Origin of the sequence: Butyricimonas paravirosa, from assembly GCF_032878955.1 — a bacterium.
Taxonomy (GTDB): Bacteria; Bacteroidota; Bacteroidia; order Bacteroidales; family Marinifilaceae; genus Butyricimonas; species Butyricimonas paravirosa.
Window position 1 is genome coordinate 2,100,717 of record NZ_CP043839.1, and the last position, 22,214, is coordinate 2,122,930.

The window sequence follows — 22,214 nt, forward strand, 5'->3', positions numbered from 1 at the left end:
CGTGACGTAATGAAAAAATTATTTATTATATACTTTATATGTCTTGGGTGCTTGTTTTCCTGCGGACAGACAGATCAATTTTCCATTGAGGGAACTGTAGAAGGTAAACAAGATGGCAAAGTTTTTTTAGTCGGATACAATGAATCTCCAGATACGTTAGGGTGGGCTAATATTCAAGATGGGAAATTCGTGTTGAAAGGTAAAGTAAATGAAAGCACTGAAGCATTGTTGTACATCTTCAACGAAGAACGTGTATACTCTGTTATCTTGCTGGAAAATGCAAACTACAAAGCATATATAAATGTAAAAGACCCGACAGCAAACCAAGTTACAGGAACTCCTTCACAGGATATTCTCTCCGCTTACAATGCCATTGGAAAAGAAGAAGGTAAAGAAATAGATAAAATACGGAACCAATACATGGTGGCCCGACAACAGAATGACAAGGCATTGATGGCAAAATTGTTTGATCAGATAGGAGTCATAAATAACAAAATATTTACGCAACGCAAACAATTTATGGCATCTAAAATGGATACGGAAACTGCTGCTTTTCTATTATTTAAGAAGAGATACAATTACCCGATTATGGATAAATTGCAAGAAGAATACAACCGGTTAGGAAAGAATGCCAAAACCTCTGTTTTTGCCCAAAAAGTAGCTACCCGCATCCAAGAAATGAGTGAGTTTGTAGCGGGACGAGTGGCACCAGACTTCACGTTAAGTACACCCACGGGCGATTCTCTTTCTATGTATGCAGTTAAAGGGAAAATAAAACTTCTTGATTTTTGGGCTTCCTGGTGCGCTCCCTGCCGTGCAGAAAATCCTCACATGATAAAATTGTATGAAAAATATCATAATAAAGGTCTTGTCATCTTGGGTATTTCCCTAGATCATCAACCGGATGCATGGAAAAAAGCCATTGCAGACGATAAACTTACCTGGAATCAAGTAATGGACACGAAAAATATTGCCCATGAATTGTATAAATTAAAAAATGGGATACCCTATGTGATCATACTCGATGAAAATAACGTTATCCTTGCCAGCGGATTAAGAGGAGGTGATGAGTTAGAAAAGAAAATAGCTGAACTGCTACAATAATTTATTTTTAGCGAAGTAAGTAACTTTAATCATATACAAAACTCTGAATGTACACTTTTGAATGTACATTCAGAGTTCTAATCAAAGCAATAACCATCTTATTCTTGATGTTGAGACAATTCTTCCAATAATTTACTAGTAAATACGACGGCCTTGGAAGATCGCTTATTTAATTGACTCCTTGCGAATTTAGTTACTGCCCGTTGAGATGTATAATTCATATTATTAATTATTCGAGCAATATTCTTAATTAGCAACTCTTGTTTATAAATATCCAATTTATCAAATTCAACAATACAGGTTTTAATATATTTCTCATAATCAGCAACAGCACTATATTCGATTAGCTTAAAAACTGGTTTTAATTCTTTAAGCATTTCTTTAGGCAAAAGAATTGCTTTTTGCTTTAATATTTGATACTGCCTATCGTTAAATTCTTTATTTTGAAATATAGAACCTAAAAAATAACGCTTAATTTCATTTTGATACAAAAAAATAAAATGCTTATTTATTTTCTCTTTTGTTGCCCCATCAAAATCATCATGATGATCAATAAAAAATTGCGCCCGATCGTTATTCCAATCCACTGTATAACGTAAATATAAAAAAAGATTTTCTTCCCTCATACGTTGTTCGTTAGATAATGAATTAAAATAGTCCTCTACCACATCAATTCCTTCTGCATATTTACCATTTCGCATTAAAGAGGAAACATAAAACTCAATGACTTTAGGCGTTCTTTCCCCAGAAGCATAGCGTTCTGCAACACGAGCAGGTGAAAATTCAGGATTGATATTTTCTTCCATCCTATTAATAAATCGTGTTTCATCCATACCACCAACAATGCGAAAGAGAGGATGTCCAGTAGTATCAAGTACTATAAAGGTTGGATAAGCATCTACATGTAAAGTCTTTGCTAAATTTTTGCCATCCTTTTCTGCATTAAGTTGAATACAGACATATCTAGAATTCAAATAATCACCTATTTCCTTTCGAGGGAAAACCTCTTTTGCCATGCGTTTACAAGGTCCACACCAATCTGTATAAAAATCGATGAAAACCATTTTATCCTCAGCCTTCGCCATAGCCAAGGCATCATTATAGTTCAAGTTCTTAAATTCTGTTTGTGCCAGAACCACAAGGTTCAAGGCACAAAAGAATAGACTTAATATTACTTTTCTCATCAAAAAATTTAATAGGTTGAATACTTCCATAAAACTTTTACAACTTTTAGATCCGTTTCCCAAACATCTTTCTCATGCGGGGTTACCTTAATTGTATTCATATCATCTGCAATGGAATATTTACGAACAACTCCTCCACCGGAATCGCTATATGTGGCAACAACAAAGTTTGTTGGACTAAGCGTAGATTGATGTTCCATCGCCAAATACGTAATTTGCGCCCCAAAATCTTCTATTAATTTACAATCATTCCGATTATAGTCATAAGCATACAATTTACTATCTACACTATACAAGATGATTGATTGCATCGAGAAGAAAGCATAATAATCTGCACGGGCAAAATCTATTGCAACAGACATATCAATGGATTTGGCGTAATGCTTAATCGGGTCTGAACTATAATCTGTCGGTGCTGTAAAAGCATACACAAAATAATTGCCATCAGAATCGTTCATCAATGCATACGAACGTCCATTGTTCCCATACCCATTTTCACCATGAACAATCTGACGCACGGGAGTGTATTTATTTTGATCAAAATAGAAAGGGGATTCGGAATCGTATGACGGTTTATCACATTTTGTAGCACTCGACAATACTCGATGCCCAGGTTTCTTAAAACAACGATTCGTCATATCAAAAAAGCAAGCGTACGAAACAGTAGACGCTGCCGCAGAATAGAATGCGACCGGATAAGGTTTGAATAATTGGTCGGTATTTGCATTATCCCGATTGATCGGATTACTATAAGCCTCGGACAAAGAAAGATTTCCTACAAATATTTCATTCTCCGTGATAATCAATCTAGAACGAGCTTCCCCGCTCAAACTAACACACATCGGCCCATAAGTTCCCGGACTGATATTCGTCAAATGAAATGGTCTTTGCACGGAAGAAAGGGTCGTATAAATATGATCATCTATATTTTTGTCCGGAATAATATCAACTTTTTCCAGTTGAGCACTATATTCTATGGCGTATTGATTATCATGTGTAACGGCCCACAAAGCATTATATCCATTATTGTAATGGCCAGTAAAGATTAAATCTTTAGCTCCTTTTACTTGTAAAGAATTAATGAAAATATCTTTCATCAACATCGTATCTTTACCTACCGGCATACTTACAAAATCTAACCCAACGGTACCATCTGCTTTATCTCCATAAAGATAAAAACCTCGAACAAAACGACTACTGGCATAAAGCTTGAAAGCTTTCTCAAATTTTAAACCAGAGAGTTTGTCCGTTACTTGTAAATAGATCGTGTATGTCCCCGGTGGAACATCAACTTTATATGAAAGATCACGTTCTGTACTTATCTTTTCATGACTATGATTTGAAGTTGATGCCGAATCTCTACAAAAAAACCACGAATACTCCAAGTTATCTTCAGAAAAATCTTTTAAAGTACATTCAATCTCCGGCTCTATATTCAGCGTTTCCAAGTAGGATGTTAAATCATAACGATCCTCTATACCAGAAATTTTAATCTCATTTATTTCCGATAACACATTGTTTCCCTTATCTTCAACACAAGACAAGAAGCTGCCTAGCCATAAAGCGATTAACAGCATTGTATATAAATTTATCTTTTTCATCTTACCATTCTTTATTTAAAATAGTCTTCAGGTTTTGTGCCTGCTCCCCATCCGGACGAACCGCCTAATGTTTGAACTGCTTTTACATACATCATCGTTCCATCTTCATCCAAAACTACTGTTTCACGACTTTTCGCCATTTCCAACAGATATTTACCAACTTCATCATTGATTGTATTTGCTCGTGCCATAGGCATCGTGGTTAGAATAGATGAATAATCATCGAACGTTGTTTCAGTTAAGTGCATCATCAATCGCCATTTAGTGGCAGAGAACTCTCCCCACAGCCCCTTCCACCAACCTTGCGGCTGTGTCATAACGTCGTACATATAAATATTATGGAAAGCTGCATCATGATTACGTGAAAATTTATCATTATAAATGGGGGAAAAATTATTAGGTCCATCTTCATAATTGGTATATAATAACTTAAAATGCTTCCCCCCTTGCAGCTTTAATTGCAAGACAAGAGTATCCTCTGCCATTTCCGCACTACGAATTGCAATAAATCTGATCGTAGTACGACATTCTCCAGCTTTAATCACATACGTGTTCTGGAGTCCCCTGTAATCACGTTCGTTTACCGCTGTCGTACTATCCGGATTTGCAATAACAGTAAACTCTCTATCATAATTCCGAGGATAGCCAGAAGCCATGACCTGACATTCTACATGCACTGTATCTTCTAAAGTACTTCCAAAAGGGACTGCCGTAAAAAATTGATGGGCATCCATTGAATAACGTACATCAAAATATAAGGCATCCTCACCTTCATAATCCATCATTTCTTTTTCACAACCCATCGAGATTAACACGATGCTCACAAGAGTAGTGAAATAATATAAATATGTTTTCATATTTTATTAATTTACATTAACACGTTGATCTGTCTCAGTTTTTGGTAACGGCCACACATAATTCTGTAGATTTATACTTTCAAGCCACCTATCTTCGCTAAACTCTGTCCCAGATAAGATTTCTTCCATTCCCAAACGTTTATAGTAAAAATATAATTGTCCTTCTCCTATCACCTCACGAATAAACTCGTTCGTAATATATTGCTGGATGCTCTCCTTCGTATCTCCCGGTTGCAAGTTAAGATCCACGCAATTTCGATTGTTTCGTATTTCATTTATATATCCTATCGATTCTGTCAAATCATCAGTACATTCTGCCGCCATTAAATAAATCTCGCTCATTCGAATCATTGGGATCATATAACGAAAAGGTTTCGTCGTTCCGGGTATATCTGCATATTTTTTAAAACAAATTGATGGCTGAGAAGCAGAACCAGAATTAGTCATCTGTTCTAATGTTTCTTCACTCCAAAAATTAGAGCCTCGACGCAAATCATCATCATCTGAAAAATAATAAGGTAACTTACATGAAATATCGTTCAATCTTTCGCCCTTAAATACAAGTGCATTATTAATAGTCGTCGTTTCCTTGAAATACTGGTTAAATACACTTACTCTACTAGTATTATATAGACCAAATATGACCTCCGTGGAAAATAAAAGATCCGGAATTTCTGCATTTAAAACGTCCGCCTTTGTTATCCATGGAAAAACTTTCTTTTCATCATTCTCAACAATTAATTCTTTACTGACGAGTAAGGCATTTGCTTTATCTCCCACCCACAAATAAGCACGAGCTAGCAATGTTTTCACAGCATAATAATTTAAACGGTATTGTCTATAACGAAAATCATTCGTTTCATTCAAATCCTCAGAATCTTCAGCCATTACCCCTTTTGTACGTACTGGATCTTCTTCTAGCAATTCTGCCGCTTCCTTTAAATCACGAATAATTTTTCCCATCACATCTTTCGCCGGAAGTAACGGTTGAATCTCTTTAGAATCACTTTCCTGATAAGGAATACACGTAATATTCTCTGTCGCAGAATTATAGATTGGACCATAAAGACGTATTAAATCAAAATGAAGGAATGCTCGCAAGGCTAAAGCCTCTCCTTTTACAAACGAGTAATAAGAAACCTTGATATTTGAATCCTCTGCATCTATATGTGTTAACAATGTATTCAAATTGGCAATTTGCGCATATTGGCGAGCCCAAACACTTGAACTTGTTTCCTCAAATACTTTATCATCAAAGATATAATTACCATAAACATGAAAAATATGATCCGTATTTTGGCGGACATTGTAATATTGTGCCATCACATCGAGAATCGTCATCGAAAGCGTGGTAGAATAATTCTCGTTCAATCTGGCATACACGCCATTTAACACGGTCATATAACCTTCATTACTCTCATAAAGTTTGTCTTCCAACATACCATCTTCCATGTCAACAGCCAGCCAATTATTACAAGAAGTAAAAATCGGGATGAATATACACACCAAGATTAAATGTTTTATATCATTTATTGTTTTCATATATCTATATTCTTTTAAGATTAAAAACGAACGCTTAAAGACGCAGAAACAGCACGTTGAAACGGATAATCAAGACCACGCTCTTCCTTTACAGTTGAAACCCGGAAAATGTCATTCATGTAAACACGAAAAGTCAAAGAAGATAGTCCTATCGGTTTTAACCAAGTTGCATTCGTCGTTTCATAACCCAAGGATATCGACTTGCATTCTAATGTATTGTCATCCGCGACAAAACGGCTTGACATATTAGTCAACGAGGTATCATCGATACGCTTAAATTTTGCCACATCTCCCGGTTTTTGCCAGCGATCATACAAAGCACGCTTATCTTGATTATATTGCAAATCGGAAGCACTCAAGCCCTCCACTTTATTAAATAACGTGGATAAAAACATTTGCCCACCATAACGATAACGGAAATTAACTCCTAAAGAAAACCCCTTGTATCGTACAGTCGAACCAAAATTTCCTTCAAAATCAGGATTCGTATCCCCCACAATGATCTCTTCGCTTGAATCCCAATTATAAGTGTAAGAGCCATCTTTTCGTTGAAAGACCTCATCACCTGTCATCGGATCAATTCCCATTGATTTAACAGCCCAAATAGCAGTGGAACTCACTCCATCATAATAACGACGCAACGATTGGTTTTCACGTCCTTCTTCATTGTATTTTTCAAGTAATGTTCCTATTTTATGATATTTCGTACGAGTATGTAACAAATTAAAATTCACCTGCCATCTCCAATCACGTTGCCTGATAATTTGATAAATAGCTATAAGAGAGTAACTATTATTTTTAGTCGCACCGATATTCATCGGGATTGTTTCTACTCCTGTTGAAGTAGGTTGAGTGATGGACAATAAAATAGGATCACTATTTTTGTATGTATAATCCGCGGTTAAACGAAAACGAGAATCAAATATTTCTATGTCGAAACCGATATTCTGAGTCATCGTACGTTGCCATTTCAAGTCTTTGTTACCCCATTTACTAACGACAGACGCCAGGCCAAACATATTTGGATAAGAAGTATAATAAGTATATACACTATGAACCGTCTTGGCATCAATATTTTGATTTCCAGGATTACCCAACGAGTAACGAATCTTGAAATAATTTATAACATTGCCATTTTTCAAAAAATTTTCATTATATACATTCCAACCTATCCCCAATGACCACGTAGTAGAAAATGGATTATTGACACCAAACACGGAAGCTCCATCAGAACGCAAATTCACGTCTAATAAATATCTCATGTCAAAAGCGTAATTTCCATTGAAGTAAAAACTTGCAGAACGGTATTTATCCACACTCGAAGAAGGATGCTCACCCTCCGGATAACTATTAGAAAAATTAGGATTCGAAAATTGATCCGTCGTGTATCCAATGGCAGAATATCCCTCATTGGTATTATGGCTGGCTGATAATTGGGCTCCTGCAATTAAATTATAAGTATGTATCCCCGACACCTCACCAAAACTGACAAGCACGCTCCCATCATAAGCTGTATTCCGATATTCCGTACGATTGTACGATCCTTGTTTGGTAGACTCTGTTCCAATAAATTCAGTATTATAAGGAGACTTAAAAATTTCTGAACTACTTCTTGATGTATTAAAACCAAATTTACCTTGAACACGCATTCGCGTTATCGGACGATATTCAATAATAAAATTGTTTTTTAATTCTAATGCATCATTTTCATCATAACTTTTTTGAATAAAATCCCACAATGGATTATACACGTCATTTTCCTCAAGCACTTTCTGTATCTCTCCATTCGCAGCATATTTTGCCTCATACGGATTCATTCGAGAGAAAGAACTAAAAGGAACGGTATTATTTGCCGCATCAGTATAACTAATCGTAGTCTGGTTGCTTAGATTAAATTTATCCACTCTATAAAATAAATTGATCACACCATCTATATTCTGTCGGTTTGATTTTTTCATCACGCCTTGATTGTTCTTGTAACGAAATGTCAAACCGTAGCGAAGAGCAATATCCCCTCCTTCCATACTGATAGAATGCTCATGCGTATAGGCTGTACGTAACGGTTCGTTCATCCAGTAAGAATTTTGTCCCGCAACAACACGGGCCAAACGTTTATTATAAAGAAAACGCTTACTATCATCAAGTATACCTCCATCATCGTCTAGTTTACCATAATGACCAGCCAGACGTTCAAATTCGAGCTTTTCTTTCGCATTCATCAGATTATAGTCACTAAGGTCTGCCCATGCAACTTGATAATTCCCGTTATAACTTAACCGCAATTCCCCAGCTTCAGGCTTTTTAGTTTCCACGACAATAACTCCATTGGCCGCTTTAGCACCATAGATTGCAGTAGATGCAGCATCTTTTAATATTGTGATGCTCTCAACTCTATCCATACTTAAATCAGAAATAGTTTGCAGGTTTGATTCAAATCCGTCCAAAATGAACAAAGGCTGATTTGCCGTAGCCGAATAAGTGTCCGATAAGCCCGTAATACTCGTTGTTCCATTAATCGTGATATCCCACCCCGCATTTGGATCTGACCCGGTTATGTTATTGTCTGCAATCACGAAAGAGGGATCAAGAGCACTTAAACTTTGAAGAACATTTTGATTCCCAATTTCTTTTAATGTTTCTGCTTTATAGGTTGCTGTCGATCCTGTATAGCTCTCGGCCCGACGAGTAAACATACCAGTAACAACAACTTCTTCAATCTCTGCGGCATCCTCTTTTAAAATCACATTGATAATGTTTTTACCAGAATACTCGATTTCCTGACTTTCCATCCCCACGAACGAGAAAACAAGAGTCGGATTTTCCGTTCCATCAGCAACCGTAAGCGTATATTTACCATCCATATCAGTGGCAACCCCGATCGTCGTGTTTTTTATCCGGACGGTAACTCCCGGCAGTGGGGTTTTATAGATATCAACTACCTGTCCTGTAATTGTCAATGCATCTACAGGGGGACGTTGAACGTCTTTCTTGATCACGTAAACACCATCAAGAACTTCACATTTGAACCCTGTTCCTTTTAACACGAAATCAATAGCTTCTTTTACTGGAAGATCTTTAAAAGAAACATTTTCCTTTGTTACCTTTTCGAGTTGGTTCTCGTTAAAGATAATTCGTTCTCCACTTGCATCTTTAATCTGAATTAGAATTGTACTTAAAGATTCCGATTTAACATGTAACGATACCTTTTTGTCTTGAGCAAAAGAAGGCATCGTCACTAAAAGAACGAGGAACAACGTGAAAACAACGTGTAATCTCGTACTTAGGCATGGCCGTCTAAATTTAACAGGAATTTCTCGCCTGTCAAGTGATTTTTTTTTCATACTTTTGTTGAATACATGTTAATAAATATGTGAATAAGGTGCGGGAGGATGTCGCCAAACTACAACCCGCACTTTTTTTATTGTTCCATGACAGTTATATGTTTTCCTTCAATTTTAAATTCAATGTTATATACTTCCTCAAAAAAACGCAATAGTTTTTCTATTTCATCATAACGATCCAAAGTACAGGTGAAAGATAATCCTTTCAAATTTTCGTTATCAAAAGTCACTTTTACATCATACCAACGAGCCACGTCTTTCATGATTTCTTCTAATGTACATCTCTCAAAACAGAACAATTGTTTGTGCCAAGCTATTTCATTGGCTACCTTTACTTTTTTTACAACTACATCTTCTCCTCTTTCATAACTGATCTGATATCCGGGTTCAATTTTCACGTAATTTTCTGTAACACTTTCTTTACTTTGAAATCCCACGCTGCCATTTACCAATGTCGTACGAACAGTTTGCTCATCCGTGTAACGTCTCACGTTAAACTCCGTTCCGTAAACCTTGATATTGCCAAGATCTGTTTCTACAATAAAAGGATGTGAATTATCATAGGACACTTTAAAATAAGCCTCGCCAGAGAGAAAAACACGACGTTCATCCCCTTTGAAATCTGTAGGAAATTTCAATTTGGATTCAGCATTTAACCATACCTCGGTCCCGTCATTTAGAACAATATGATACTCACCATTTCGAGGTATCACAAGAGTATTGTACTCCATCTGTTGCGATAATTTATCATTATCAATAAATGTCACGGTTCCTTTATTATTTCTGATCTTAGTGGAGCCAACGATTAAATTAGAGCTATCAGTTGTTTTATCTAATTGAATATTTGTACCATCGTACATGACAAGATATGCCTTACTTTCACCGGGAGTAATTACGACAGAAGAAGCCACCGTCAACATTTCCGATTGCTGACGGCTTAAAAGCAATAACGTTCCAAAACCTATAATTAAGGCAGCTGCCACGCTCCAACTGATAACTCTTTTACGAATAACCAACTTCCGTTTTTTTCTTTGTGTTTCAAGTAATAAATCAAAGTTAGACAAGATGCGAGGAAGATCACGTTCATATAATGTTTCTCGATTCCATTCCTCAACCATGCGTTCATAGTATTTTCGATGTTTTTCATCTACTTTAATCCAATTTTTGAACACAATTTCTTCTTCTTTAGACAATTCCCCGCTCATGTGACGCACTAATAAATCCCAATTTATATATTTATTCTTTTCCATGAGTTACTATTTCTTACATCCGATCATAATAACCACTCATCTCTCAAATGGGGGACAAAAAAATTCATTTTTTTTGCATTCAAACTAAATTATATACACATTTGCAGTAAAATTACTCGGTGTGAATCACGATATTGACATAAAAGAACTTGGGTATAGGATAAAAAAAGGAGATGAAAAAGCATTTCAGATATTGTACGTAGAATATTTCTACAATTTACAATATTATGCTATGCGCTACCTTTATGATTGGGAGGAAGCAGAAAACCTTGTTCAAGATGCTTTTCTCTCTTTATGGTGTAATTTAGACAAGTATGATGAGGAACGTAATGTAGTTTATTATCTACTCACATTTGTTCGAAATAGCTGTTTGAAATATATTCGCAATTTAAAAATACGGGACAATAATCAAGATAAGGTGATCGAAGCCTTACTTTTTTCTAACATGACAGACGAGGAACCTGATGAGAATTTATTAAAACGCCTAAACGAAGTCCTGTCTCGCTTACCGGATAAACAAAAAGAGGTTTTGTTAAAGCATATCGTGGAACGTAAAACCTTACCAGAGATCGCTCGAGAACTCGGTGTTGCGGAATCCACTACAAAAACTCATTACAAACGGGCAATGACTTTTATGAGAGAGAATTTACATATTATCTTGGGAGGATTCTAAACGTAATAGAAAGAACATCTATCCAGTCCTCAAAGCTAGTATCCAAAAGGAAAATAGCAAAAGATAAGGTGATTTTGGGAAAAAATCGTATTTTTATTGCGAGATAGTTAGAGGACTATAGATGACAAAAGTTTGTCTCGAATAAGTTACTTAAGAGTAACCCCAATTAAAAATCAAGGAGTTATTTGCACGTAAATAGTTGAAAATTAAGATTTATAAGATATTGGGTTCGAATCCCTCAGCGCCCACAAGAGTCTCATAATGAGACTCTTTTTTTGTTTGAGGTTACTTTTTCCACTCCATGAAAATACACACTTTTTGAGACACTATCATTTCTCTGTTTGAAATCTTTCTTTCAGGTGCATGGTCTTTTTTATGTCACATCCCAAAACAAACACCCTGTAAACGGGATGATTTATACCGTAATAAGGTATTTCATCTTGAAAATGTTCTATATCCATTTCTGTAAGAATGCTGCATAATTCCTCCGATTTAGCTTTGTCGCTCGTAAAACCGATGCAGTGCGTCCAAGCCCATTTGTCTGATTGTATTTGTATATAGGCGTGTTCAATAATATCTTGCTCTGATGTGAAGGTTTTTATTGTGTCCTTTTGCCCTCTTTCAGTATAATACCAGATAAAAGTTCCCCCGATTATTTCAATCCCGAATCCTTCATAAATAGCGTTTCCGTTAATAGAATAAGAATTGAAGTTTGCGCAATTTGCTTTCATCCATTCTTCAAGTTCTTTTTCTGTCTTGGGTATATTTCCATTATCATTTTTCATAGGAATAATTTTATTTCTAAAGACTAAGATAATGCTTTTAAGTAAAATAACAAAGACTGAAGGATTATCCCTCAGTTTTTGTTATTCTACTTGTAAAGTTTAATCTTATTACCTTATTTTAGAGGTTTTAGGCATATTCTGTTGTTTGTTCGTGAGATTGGTATTTTCTTGATATTTTGTTTGTAATTTTAAAACTCTTGTGCTAGTGATGCGTTTTTTGCCACGAAAATAACCCCGTTATCCTTCAATGAAGAGGCTCTCTAGAAGTGATCAGAGGATTTTTCTTCCGCCCACTCCTACCTCTATATCCCACCTATGCTCGTAAGTATACTCTTTGCAAAAAGCTGTCATAAATTGGCAACCATAATTATCTCATAAACATTTTATTCAAAAGAAGAGTTCGAGCAACTGTTTCTTCTTCACGGGTTTTGTCAAGAATGCGTTACATCCGGCTTCCATGGCACTCACTCGGTCTGAATCGAAAGCATTGGCCGTCAGCGCAATAATCGGGATTTCGGTATCGAATTCCCGAATTTTCCGGGTAGCTTCCAAACCGCCCATAATCGGCATTTTCAAATCCATCAACACGAAGTCGAAATTTCCATTACGAACCGCATCAACAGCCTCCACACCATTCTCCGCTCGCATAAGATCATAATCCTTAAGCATATGAAGTAACAATGCATAATTACTATCATTGTCTTCGGCCACCAAGATCTTTTTTCTTCTAGTTTCAAATTCACCGGACTTATCACACGGTGGCAGAGAAGACAAATCCGGAGTACTGCTACCTCCGGACACGGATATCTCACACGGAACCCATCCCCAAAAGGTCGAACCGACACCCGGTTTAGATGTAAACCCGATTTCACCTCCTGCGGCCTCGATGATGGCTTTGGAAATCGCAAGTCCCAAGCCGGTCCCTTGTGTAAATTCGTTGAGCTTCTGGAAACGTCCGAAAACCTGACTATGCAACTTTTTCGGTATGCCGCATCCTGTATCTTCAACATAAAAACGGAATCCCCCGTTTTCAACAGAGAATCCCATCCGGATATACCCGGAACGAGTACATTTCATCGCATTAGTCAAGAAATTCATCCACACCTGCTTAAGTCGATCTCGATCCAGAAAAACCCAGTAATCTTGCAATAATTTGTCTTGCAATAATTTAACATCCATATTTGGTATTTTTTGCAACATCATCCTGTAGAGTTCATCACATAACTGCGTGATACTGAATTTTACCCGCTTGCTTTCCAGTATACCCGACTCGATCTTCGATAAGTCCAAAATATCATTAATAAGCCGTAACAACAATTCGTTGTTTGACTCAATCATACGCCCACACTCTGCCCTTTCGTCCGGATCATCGCTATCGATTAATAGCTCGGAAAATCCAACAATCGCATTCAGTGGCGTACGAATCTCGTGGCTCATATTGGCTAGAAAAGCAGATTTGAGCCGATCTGAAAGTTCTGCCCTCTCTTTCATCTCTTTCAGTTCCCGAGCCATCTTTTCCCATTTCGTGTTGTTGAAAGCGATACCTGTATAACGGACGATATTTCCCCTTTTGTCCCACTCGGATGGTAGCCCGGTCACTATCAGAGACTGCCATTCCTGATCCCATTTCGTCCGAGAACGATATTCTAAGGTAAACTCCCTGGCTTCACCTCGCAACATTGTTTCGATATTCTCACGTATCCGTTCCGTATCATCGGGATGTGCCGCATTCAAATAATCCTCCGGAGAAATGTTTTTTTCGGAACGAAAATCATTAACAGAATCATTAAATGCTCTATATTGTCCTGTCTTCACGTCAAAATCCCAATAGGACATCCCTACCGTTTTAAACGTCAGCTCCATCTTGTAATTCCGTTCTTTAAGTTCTTCATTCAACTGATGAAGTTTAGAGATGTTCTGTCTGAAACCCGTGAAACGGGAGATTTTACCGCATTCCTCTTCTTCAAAAGGCACTCCAGTGATATTACAATATTGCCATATTTCATCGTATTTTGTCTGCATACGACAGGTAAAATTAATATTACTTCTCTCACCCGAAAGCATCGTTTGCAGTACATCATTGACCAAAGACCGATCCTCCGGATGTATGACTTCCAAGTACTCATTTATGGACACCGGTCGACCGGCAACATAGTCGTTGACGGGATCGTTATAGGATTCGAATTTTCGTGCCTTCACATCGAAATCCCAATGAACGATATCATTGACTTTCATGGCTAGTTCGCGTTTAGCTTGCAGATCCTGTGCCCGTTTCGCCATCCTGAATTTTTCAGTTATATCCAATTGAGTCCCAACAATCTGTAGTTTACCCCGGTGTTCCGTGGAAAGCCGCATCCGGCTTTCGTAATGACGAAGGTCTTCCCCATCAGACATACGAACTGTAATTTGCCCCTGTTGAATTTCCCGGTTAACCAACCGGGAAAAGAGTTTCATCAACGGTATCCTGTCATTAGGATGCAACATTTCCTGTAATTCATTTAAGGTCATCCCCTCCCGAACAATAGGTTCCCCAAACAAAGGGGAGAACACTTGCTTATGGATATCGTACACCCATGAAGACATACTTGCAGCCTCCATCGCCATCTCAAGGTTTTTCTTGGCCTCTTCAGTACGGTATTCTGCCTCTTTGGTAGAAGTCACGTCATTAGTCAACAACATATGTCCCGCAATTACTCCTTCTTTATTGCAAATGGGAACTATTTTCACTTCATAAATGATCGATTTTTTATTCCGAGTCTGAAAGTATTCTCGGTTCATTCGGTCAAAATCGTATTCAAATTCCAGTACAATCTCTTCTCCAGTTTTTATTTTCATTTCCAGTTGTTCATCGACATACGGACTGTCAAAAAGATTCACCGTACCTATTACTGTGCCCGGCTCGACACCATAAATTTGCTCGGCTCGTTTATTCAATCCACGCAAAATTCCCTGGGAATCATAAATTTCGACACCCATTGGAAGACGTGCAAACACCCCTTCCGAAAAGAAAATCTGTTCGCTTAGCAATGCAGACATATCCTTCTCAAATGATATTTTACCTGCATCACAGGCATTCTCTTTCGTTTCCTTCATGATAACATTTTGTTTTTATCGTATAACGTGAACCGTTCGCCGGTATTCCGAGGGAGACATACCCGTCTGCCTCCGGAAAAAGCGACTTAAAGAAGATTGTGTGGCAAATCCGATTTGCCGGACGATATCTTTTATATCCAAGTCAGCATTCCGCAACAAGGATTTAATTTCGACAACCACGTAATCTGCAATCATCTCACGTGCCCTCTGACCATTCACTTCTTGAATGACCTGTGTCAAATATATAGAAGAGATACACAATTGATCCGCATAAAAAGCTACATCCCGGTGCGTGCCACAATATTCCGAGACGAGCATGGCGAATTTGAAAGCAATTCTCTCTTTATGGGAATTGAGAAGGGGATAGTTTTCCGAAGAAGTTCTTTTTTGGAAGGCCACGTAATGATCCCAATAATAAATCCGTAATAAATGAAGAATGGTCTCGTTCCGGAAAACAGGATCGTCATTGTTTCCACGAAAATCGAGCGCCCGACAATACCCTAGAAACCTTTTGATATCATTGTCACCGAGACGGGTATAAAAATTCTTCCGCATATAAAAGAAAAAAGCAGGAGTCAATTTTCCAAGACCACTCATAATATCCAAGAACATCACTTTGTCTACCTTAAAAAAGGTCATGGAAAAATCATCACTGATTTCACTAATAGAAACCAATTGTTGTGGTAAAATGGTGATTAACTCGCCTTCAGAAATCCGATAGCGAACTGAAAAAAGTTGTATAACGGCACCGCCTCCCGTACAAATTCCGTTAAAACCTTCTTTAAGGTAGACCTCATGTTCATTTGCAGGAAGTAATGAAATATCCGTATGTATCTGAAAATTCTCCACTTATTTGCTATTTAGAGCCTTTATCCATACAAAAGTACATTATTCCTATTTCATTCCGGATTTTCCCATAAAAAATGAACGCAATCCATAAGTTTGAGTATCAAAAACGACAATTCCCCCCCCAAAGATTCGTGCTTTGCAATTCCTTCAACAAAATCGCTCGTCAAAATTTGTGGTTATTAAAATATTCCCGTAATTTTCGGATGGCTCCGTATTTCAATGTCTTGACCGTATTGATTGAAACATCAATTAATAGTGCTATCTCTTTATTATCATACCCGGAGAGAACGAGACGCATGATGAGGGCTGCCTGAGGGGGAAGTTGATTAATACCATTGACCAGTATTTGGTTGGATTCCTCTTCAATTAAAATGTTTAGTATTTCAGGATCCTCGCTTTCATCTTGGGGAAGTTTAGCATAGCGTTCTTTCTCGTGTTTCACTTGACGAAGATGACTTATTGCCTCATTTCTGATCATGATGAAAAGGAAATCATCGATAGAATCAAGATTCATGTATTTCTCCCGTTTTTCCCAAAACTTGAAAAGTACATTTTGTGTGATGTCCTGGGCGGTGTCATTATCAACAAAACGCCTTGCCACCGCACATAAAGATGCGTAATGATTTCGAATAAATTTCTCTAAAGCTGAATAATCTTCCATGCACTATCAAGTGAGTTCCACTTACAAATATAGTATTAATTTCCTTAAAAAAAATTTACTAGTAACAAATATCCAGTCCCCGAACAAACATGGAACTCTCTCTCTTCCAGAATATATTATTCAATATGGCTCCGCATCTATTCAACTTTCTGGCCGTGGAGGACTAATGTAAGACGTAAATACAATCACCATCATCAAACGTACCGATCTCTTTGTTAACATCACAAAATAATCACCTATCAATCAATTATTTGAACCTACTACTATTCTTTTTTGAAAATAAAAATGGAATTCTATTCATCCCGTTTTCATGTCACGACGTCATTTATATAAACGAACAAAAAAATTATCATGGATTATTCAAAAGCAAGACAGTTGGCCGAGATTATCGTCAAGATTAGATTAAGGAATGTAACGTTTCAAGAACGAGCCACTCTAGCTGATTGGTTGGAAGAAAGCGAGAATAATCGTCAATTATACAAGCGAATCGTACGCGGGCAGAGTATTGCTAAAAGACTGAAAGAAGAGGATCAAATCAATGAATCGGTTAATTTTGTACTTGTACGAGATGGTATCATCCGGCGTTTGGTGAGAAAACAACAAACAAGAAGATTCTTGAGGTTGGTGAGCGGGAGTATATCCGCCGCATGTCTGGTGGGAGCCGTGTTGTTTGTACTGAATAATAAACCGGACAAAGAAATCCGAAGAACCTCGGGAGAAGAAAATATAATCATTGCTGCAAAGCCGGAAACAAATACCCGGGCAATGTTAATACTGGCAGACGGGGTTCAGATTGATTTGGTTCATGATCTCCCGGAAGTGGTGGAACAGAAGAGAGCGATTATCCGGGGAGAAAATGGTAAACTTTTGTATGAAGTAAAACGGGATTCTCTCTTAAACGATGAAACCGTGGAGGAAACTTTCAACCGAGTGGTTACTTACGTCGGTGGTGATTATTTTCTGACATTAAGTGACGGTACACGGGTATGGTTAAATGCAGACTCGGAACTGGAATTTCCGGTTAGTTTCGTGAGAAATGAACGGGTCGTGAAATTACAGGGAGAAGCTTATTTCGAGGTGCAACGAGATGTTAACAAGCCTTTTATTGTCGACGCAAATGGTTTGAGGACACGAGTATTAGGAACTTCCTTTAACGTGAAAGCTTACCGAGACGAGCAAAATGTTTTCACAACTTTGGTTAAGGGAAGTGTCGCGGTGGAAGTGCTGGATAATGGAAATGTACCCACTTCGAGAGTTGTGCTTGAACCGGGAATGCAAGCCATGTGGCATGAGGGAAGTAAGGCCATTTCGGTACAGCCGGTAAATGTCGCTAATATTGCCGCCTGGAAAGACGGTAAATTCATTTTCACGGAAGAGGATATAGAGGTGGTTTTAAGGACTTTGTCCCGCTGGTACGGGGTGAATTTCATTTGCAAAGACACGCAAATGGAAAAATATACGTTTAACGGTTTGATCAATAAAGACGAGAAGTTGGAGACCGTGTTGGAGAATTTGACATTGGCAGGAGGACCGATATTTAACGTCGTGGGTAAGAACGTGTATATAACGAAAAAATAAAACCGAAGCTGTTTGGGGCAGCTTCGGGAAAGCAACTTGCTAAAAAGCAAGTGAATCGTTTAATTAAATTATTTACAAATCTATGAAAAAAATGCGAAACCGGAAACGTTTTGTAGGCTTTTCCTATTGTTTTAAGCGACTATCCTTTACCGTTTGTATCGTAGGGATGTTGTCGTTCATGAATATGGAAGTTTACGGACAGGAAAAGACGAAACGAATCTCTCTTAAAGTAACAGATGTGTCTGTTTTGCAGGCACTACATGAAGTGAATCGTTTGTGTGATAACTTAGTCATGTTCCGCTCCGAAGAGATTATGAAGGAGAGGACCCGAATCACTCTGGACATGAAAAACAAACCCGTGCTAGAGGTCGTGAAAGAATGTTTGAAAGGAACGTCCCTAGGATGCGTGGAAAGAAACGGTAAGATTATTATCACGGTTGAGGGGGTAAAAACGTTGAAAATTACAGGACTCGTGACAGATGGTAAAATGCCACTTCCTGGAGTCACGGTACTGGTGAAGGGAGTACCCTTGGGAACCGTTACTACCACGAATGGAAAATATGTTTTGAGTCTACCAGCAATGGAAAAACTGACCTTGGTATTCTCCTTCGTGGGCATGGAAACCCAAGAGATCATGTACACGGGGAAAGACACGATAAACGTGGTCTTGCGGGAGGACGTGAAACAGATGAATGAAGTCGTGGTGACAGGTTACGGTAATATTTCCAAGGGGAATTACACGGGAGCAACCACCACGGTACGAGCCGAAGATATTCTGATGTCAGGGGCAACTTCCGTGGATCAAATGTTACAAGGCGTGGTGTCAGGAATGTTGGTGCGCAATACCACAGGACTAGTGGGAGCCACTCCAAAAGTACGGGTACGCGGAACTTCCACCTTGTTGGGTAGTCAAGAACCTGTGTGGGTGGTAGATGGCGTAATCCAACGGGACCCACAGCCATTCAACTCGGAAGATAACACAAAATTCTCCGTGGATGCTGATGACATCAAACAACTGGCGGGAAACGCAATCTCCTGGTTGAACCCGAATGATATTGAGAGCATTACGGTATTAAAAGATGCCTCGGCCACAGCTATCTATGGATCAAAAGCTGCAAACGGCGTGATCGTAATCACGACAAAGAAAGCGACTGCCGGAAAGTTACATGTAAACTATTCCGGTGATTTTTCTATCGGTCAACGCCCCCACTATGGTCTGTACGATTTGATGAATTCAGCAGAGCGAATGGATCTTTCACGGGATATTTACATGGAGCGTAGATGTTTTGGCGCAACAGACATCGTGTTACCGATCGGTTTTGAAGGACTGCTCAAGCGTTACTTGGACAAGAAAATCACGAAAGACGAGATGGAGGTGGAGTATCAGAAAATGTCTCGCCAGAACACAGACTGGTTCAAAATTCTATTCCGCAATTCATTCAATCACAACCATTCGTTGAGTATTAATGGAGGCTCGGAAAAAATTCAGAATCGAACCTCTTTCGGCTACAGTCGCCAATTGGGAGACGCAAAAGGAAATAATTTATCACAATTTACTGTAGCATCGAACACCACAGTCCGACTTTGGGAACAATTAACCGTGAACATGACGGTAAACGGCAGTATGCGTAAAGTGGACGGTTTTGCCTACGGGGTAGATCCTTTCTCGTATGCTTACAATACCTCCCGAGTGATCCCTTGTTATAACGAAGACGGCACCCTTTTATATCATGAAAAATCCGGCCGTAATAGCGATGCCGTACAAGGTAAGACAACATACAATTATAATATTCTCAACGAGCAAGCACACACGGGAAGTGAGAATAATACACGTACGTGGGGAGCCACTTTCGATTTACGGTGGCAGTTATTCGGAGATCTGGAATACCAAGGAATGTTTTCCTACTCTTCCTCTTCTTCCGACTCGAAAAAGTATGCCACGGAACGTTCCTACTATATTTCAGAGATTCGGGGATACGAGTATGGTTCCGTGGCCCCCAACAGTGTAGAGACGATTTCTACCCCCTTACCAATGGGAGGTTTGCTAGAGACGGATTTGACAAACGTGTCGACCATCACAACCCGGAACGCACTGGTGTACAACAAGACGTTTAATCTTAAACACCGGATCACGTTGCAGGCAGGAATCGAGACCAACTCTTCCAAAACCAAAGGAGAATCCAACACACGCTGGGGATATATGCCCGACCGGGGAGAAACGTTTGCCATCCCGCCGACCGAGTATTATCAATATGGAGGCAGTCAATATTACAGGGATAATATTGATAAAGTTTCAGGAACTCATACCGTGGTAAATCGCATAGAAAACACGCTAAGCGAGTACGCAATGGCTGTTTACACTTATGATAATCGCTACGTGTTGAACCTAAGCGGACGTTTCGATGCATCCAATCGTTTCGGTCAAGATAAGAATAAACGTTTCCAACCAACCTGGTCGGCCGGGTTGAAATGGAGGGTTGTCAACGAACACTTTATCGGCAAACACTGGTGGTTGAACAACTTGGACCTTTATGGTTCCTACGGGTATCAAGGAAATACGGTAAATACGGTATCTCCGGAATTGATCGCTACTGACGTGTACGAATATTTATATAATTCTTACGGGTTGGAAATTGTTTCCTTGCCTTACCCGGATCTCGGCTGGGAAAAGACCAAGACTTGGAACGTGGGTATTGATGCCGCCTTCCTTGATGGTAGAGTAAATTTCAATTTCAACTGGTTTAAAAAGACCAGCGATGTACTCTCATCCAAAGGGGTTGCTTTGGAAAACGGAGTAGCCAACGGGATTATTTCCGGTTCCACGATGGAGAATTCCGGGTATGATTTCGTGATCAACGTGATACCAGTGAGGACAAAAAATTTCACGTGGCAACTGTCTTTGAATACATCACGAACCAAGAACAAAGTAACAAAAAACAGTCGGACAAATCTGCTGGACGATTACCTAGACGGTAATTGTATCGTTGACGGCGAGGCCTTCTCCACGTTCTATTCTTACGTGTTCGACCAACTGGAGCAAGAGTACGGCCGTCCCCGATTCAAATACATGGATTTAGAATCCGTGGAAGACATCAAGGATTTCATGGTAAACTCGGGTAAATTCACCCCGGATTTCTCGGGTGGATTGAACACCATGTTCAAGTATAAAAATATCACGCTCTATGCCCTGTTCGCCGTGCAATGGGGAGGACACAATCGTTTACCTAATCTCTACGAGGCTACAACAAGTAAAGACGGTTTGCCTCTTCCACATCAGAACGCATCCAAGAAATTGTTGAAGCGATGGAAAAAAGTAGGGGACAAAACGAATATTCCCTCACTTCCCAGTATAGGTAGTCGAACCGATATTATCTCTTTCCCGGAAAATACGGTTTTAGCAGCGAATTACAGATCAGGTGAAAATTCCTACGTGATGTATAATCAATCTGATGCACGGGTTGCTAACACAGACTTTATCCGCTGCCGTTCTCTATCGTTAGCCTACAATTTTGGCGAGAAGGCGTTGAATTCGATAGGATTAAGTCATTTACAATTGAAGTTAAGCATGACGAATCCCTTCATGTGGGTATCCGATAAAAAATGGGACGGACTGGACCCGGAAACGGGCAACTGGCCGACCCGCCGGGTGACTTCGTTCTTCGTGCAAGTGATGTTCTAATAATTAACGAATAAAGA

The 22,214-nt window shown here is 38.8% G+C and carries 14 protein-coding genes; 4 read left to right on the forward strand and 10 right to left on the reverse strand.

Annotation, left to right across the window (positions count from 1 at the left end; all coding sequences use genetic code 11):
- Nucleotides 1–9: 9 nt before the first annotated feature.
- The gene (locus F1644_RS08835; RefSeq protein ID WP_118305170.1) at nt 10–1,104 is read left to right on the forward strand and encodes a TlpA disulfide reductase family protein; all 1,095 of its coding nucleotides are present in this window, start codon (nt 10–12) and stop codon (nt 1,102–1,104) included.
- Nucleotides 1,105–1,202: 98 nt separating this feature from the next.
- Here F1644_RS08835 and F1644_RS08840 read toward each other — a convergent pair whose 3' ends face one another.
- The 6 genes from F1644_RS08840 to F1644_RS08865 all read right to left on the reverse strand — a co-directional run bounded on the left by F1644_RS08840 (nt 1,203) and on the right by F1644_RS08865 (nt 10,879).
- Complete coding sequence (locus tag F1644_RS08840) at nt 1,203–2,288, reverse strand: thioredoxin family protein (protein ID WP_158581834.1); 1,086 nt, start codon at nt 2,286–2,288, stop codon at nt 1,203–1,205.
- 8 nt (nt 2,289–2,296) lie between these two features.
- Nucleotides 2,297–3,889: a PKD-like family lipoprotein gene (locus F1644_RS08845; RefSeq protein WP_118305168.1), complete on the reverse strand. Its 1,593-nt coding sequence runs from the start codon at nt 3,887–3,889 to the stop codon at nt 2,297–2,299.
- An 11-nt stretch (nt 3,890–3,900) separates the two neighbouring features.
- On the reverse strand, nt 3,901–4,746 hold the full coding sequence (locus F1644_RS08850) for a DUF4843 domain-containing protein (RefSeq protein WP_118305167.1): 846 nt from the start codon (nt 4,744–4,746) through the stop codon (nt 3,901–3,903).
- A 6-nt stretch (nt 4,747–4,752) separates the two neighbouring features.
- On the reverse strand, nt 4,753–6,288 hold the full coding sequence (locus F1644_RS08855) for a RagB/SusD family nutrient uptake outer membrane protein (protein WP_118305166.1): 1,536 nt from the start codon (nt 6,286–6,288) through the stop codon (nt 4,753–4,755).
- 20 nt (nt 6,289–6,308) lie between these two features.
- Nucleotides 6,309–9,629 carry a SusC/RagA family TonB-linked outer membrane protein gene (locus F1644_RS08860; protein WP_118305165.1) on the reverse strand — a complete coding sequence of 1,107 codons (3,321 nt, stop codon included), beginning with the start codon at nt 9,627–9,629 and terminating at the stop codon, nt 6,309–6,311.
- Nucleotides 9,630–9,706: 77 nt separating this feature from the next.
- Nucleotides 9,707–10,879, reverse strand: a complete 1,173-nt coding sequence (locus tag F1644_RS08865) for a FecR family protein (RefSeq protein ID WP_118305164.1) — start codon at nt 10,877–10,879, stop codon at nt 9,707–9,709.
- Nucleotides 10,880–11,000: 121 nt separating this feature from the next.
- Here F1644_RS08865 and F1644_RS08870 point away from each other — a divergent pair, with 121 nt between their 5' ends.
- On the forward strand, nt 11,001–11,552 hold the full coding sequence (locus F1644_RS08870; protein WP_118305163.1) for an RNA polymerase sigma factor: 552 nt from the start codon (nt 11,001–11,003) through the stop codon (nt 11,550–11,552).
- A 329-nt stretch (nt 11,553–11,881) separates the two neighbouring features.
- Here F1644_RS08870 and F1644_RS08875 read toward each other — a convergent pair whose 3' ends face one another.
- The 4 genes from F1644_RS08875 to F1644_RS08890 form a co-directional block, all read right to left on the reverse strand.
- Nucleotides 11,882–12,337 carry a hypothetical protein gene (locus F1644_RS08875; protein ID WP_118305162.1) on the reverse strand — a complete coding sequence of 152 codons (456 nt, stop codon included), beginning with the start codon at nt 12,335–12,337 and terminating at the stop codon, nt 11,882–11,884.
- Between the two features lie 387 nt (nt 12,338–12,724).
- A complete protein-coding gene (locus F1644_RS08880; RefSeq protein WP_118305161.1) occupies nt 12,725–15,430 on the reverse strand; it encodes a hybrid sensor histidine kinase/response regulator in 2,706 nt (901 codons plus the stop codon).
- 15 nt (nt 15,431–15,445) lie between these two features.
- Nucleotides 15,446–16,279, reverse strand: a complete 834-nt coding sequence (locus tag F1644_RS08885) for a helix-turn-helix domain-containing protein (protein WP_118305160.1) — start codon at nt 16,277–16,279, stop codon at nt 15,446–15,448.
- Nucleotides 16,280–16,442: 163 nt separating this feature from the next.
- Nucleotides 16,443–16,940 carry an RNA polymerase sigma factor gene (locus tag F1644_RS08890; protein ID WP_118305159.1) on the reverse strand — a complete coding sequence of 166 codons (498 nt, stop codon included), beginning with the start codon at nt 16,938–16,940 and terminating at the stop codon, nt 16,443–16,445.
- Between the two features lie 351 nt (nt 16,941–17,291).
- Here F1644_RS08890 and F1644_RS08895 point away from each other — a divergent pair, with 351 nt between their 5' ends.
- Together F1644_RS08895 and F1644_RS08900 are read left to right on the forward strand one after the other, a co-directional pair.
- On the forward strand, nt 17,292–18,518 hold the full coding sequence (locus F1644_RS08895) for a FecR family protein (protein WP_118305158.1): 1,227 nt from the start codon (nt 17,292–17,294) through the stop codon (nt 18,516–18,518).
- Nucleotides 18,519–18,600: 82 nt separating this feature from the next.
- On the forward strand, nt 18,601–22,197 hold the full coding sequence (locus tag F1644_RS08900; protein WP_118305157.1) for a SusC/RagA family TonB-linked outer membrane protein: 3,597 nt from the start codon (nt 18,601–18,603) through the stop codon (nt 22,195–22,197).
- Nucleotides 22,198–22,214 lie beyond the last annotated feature (17 nt).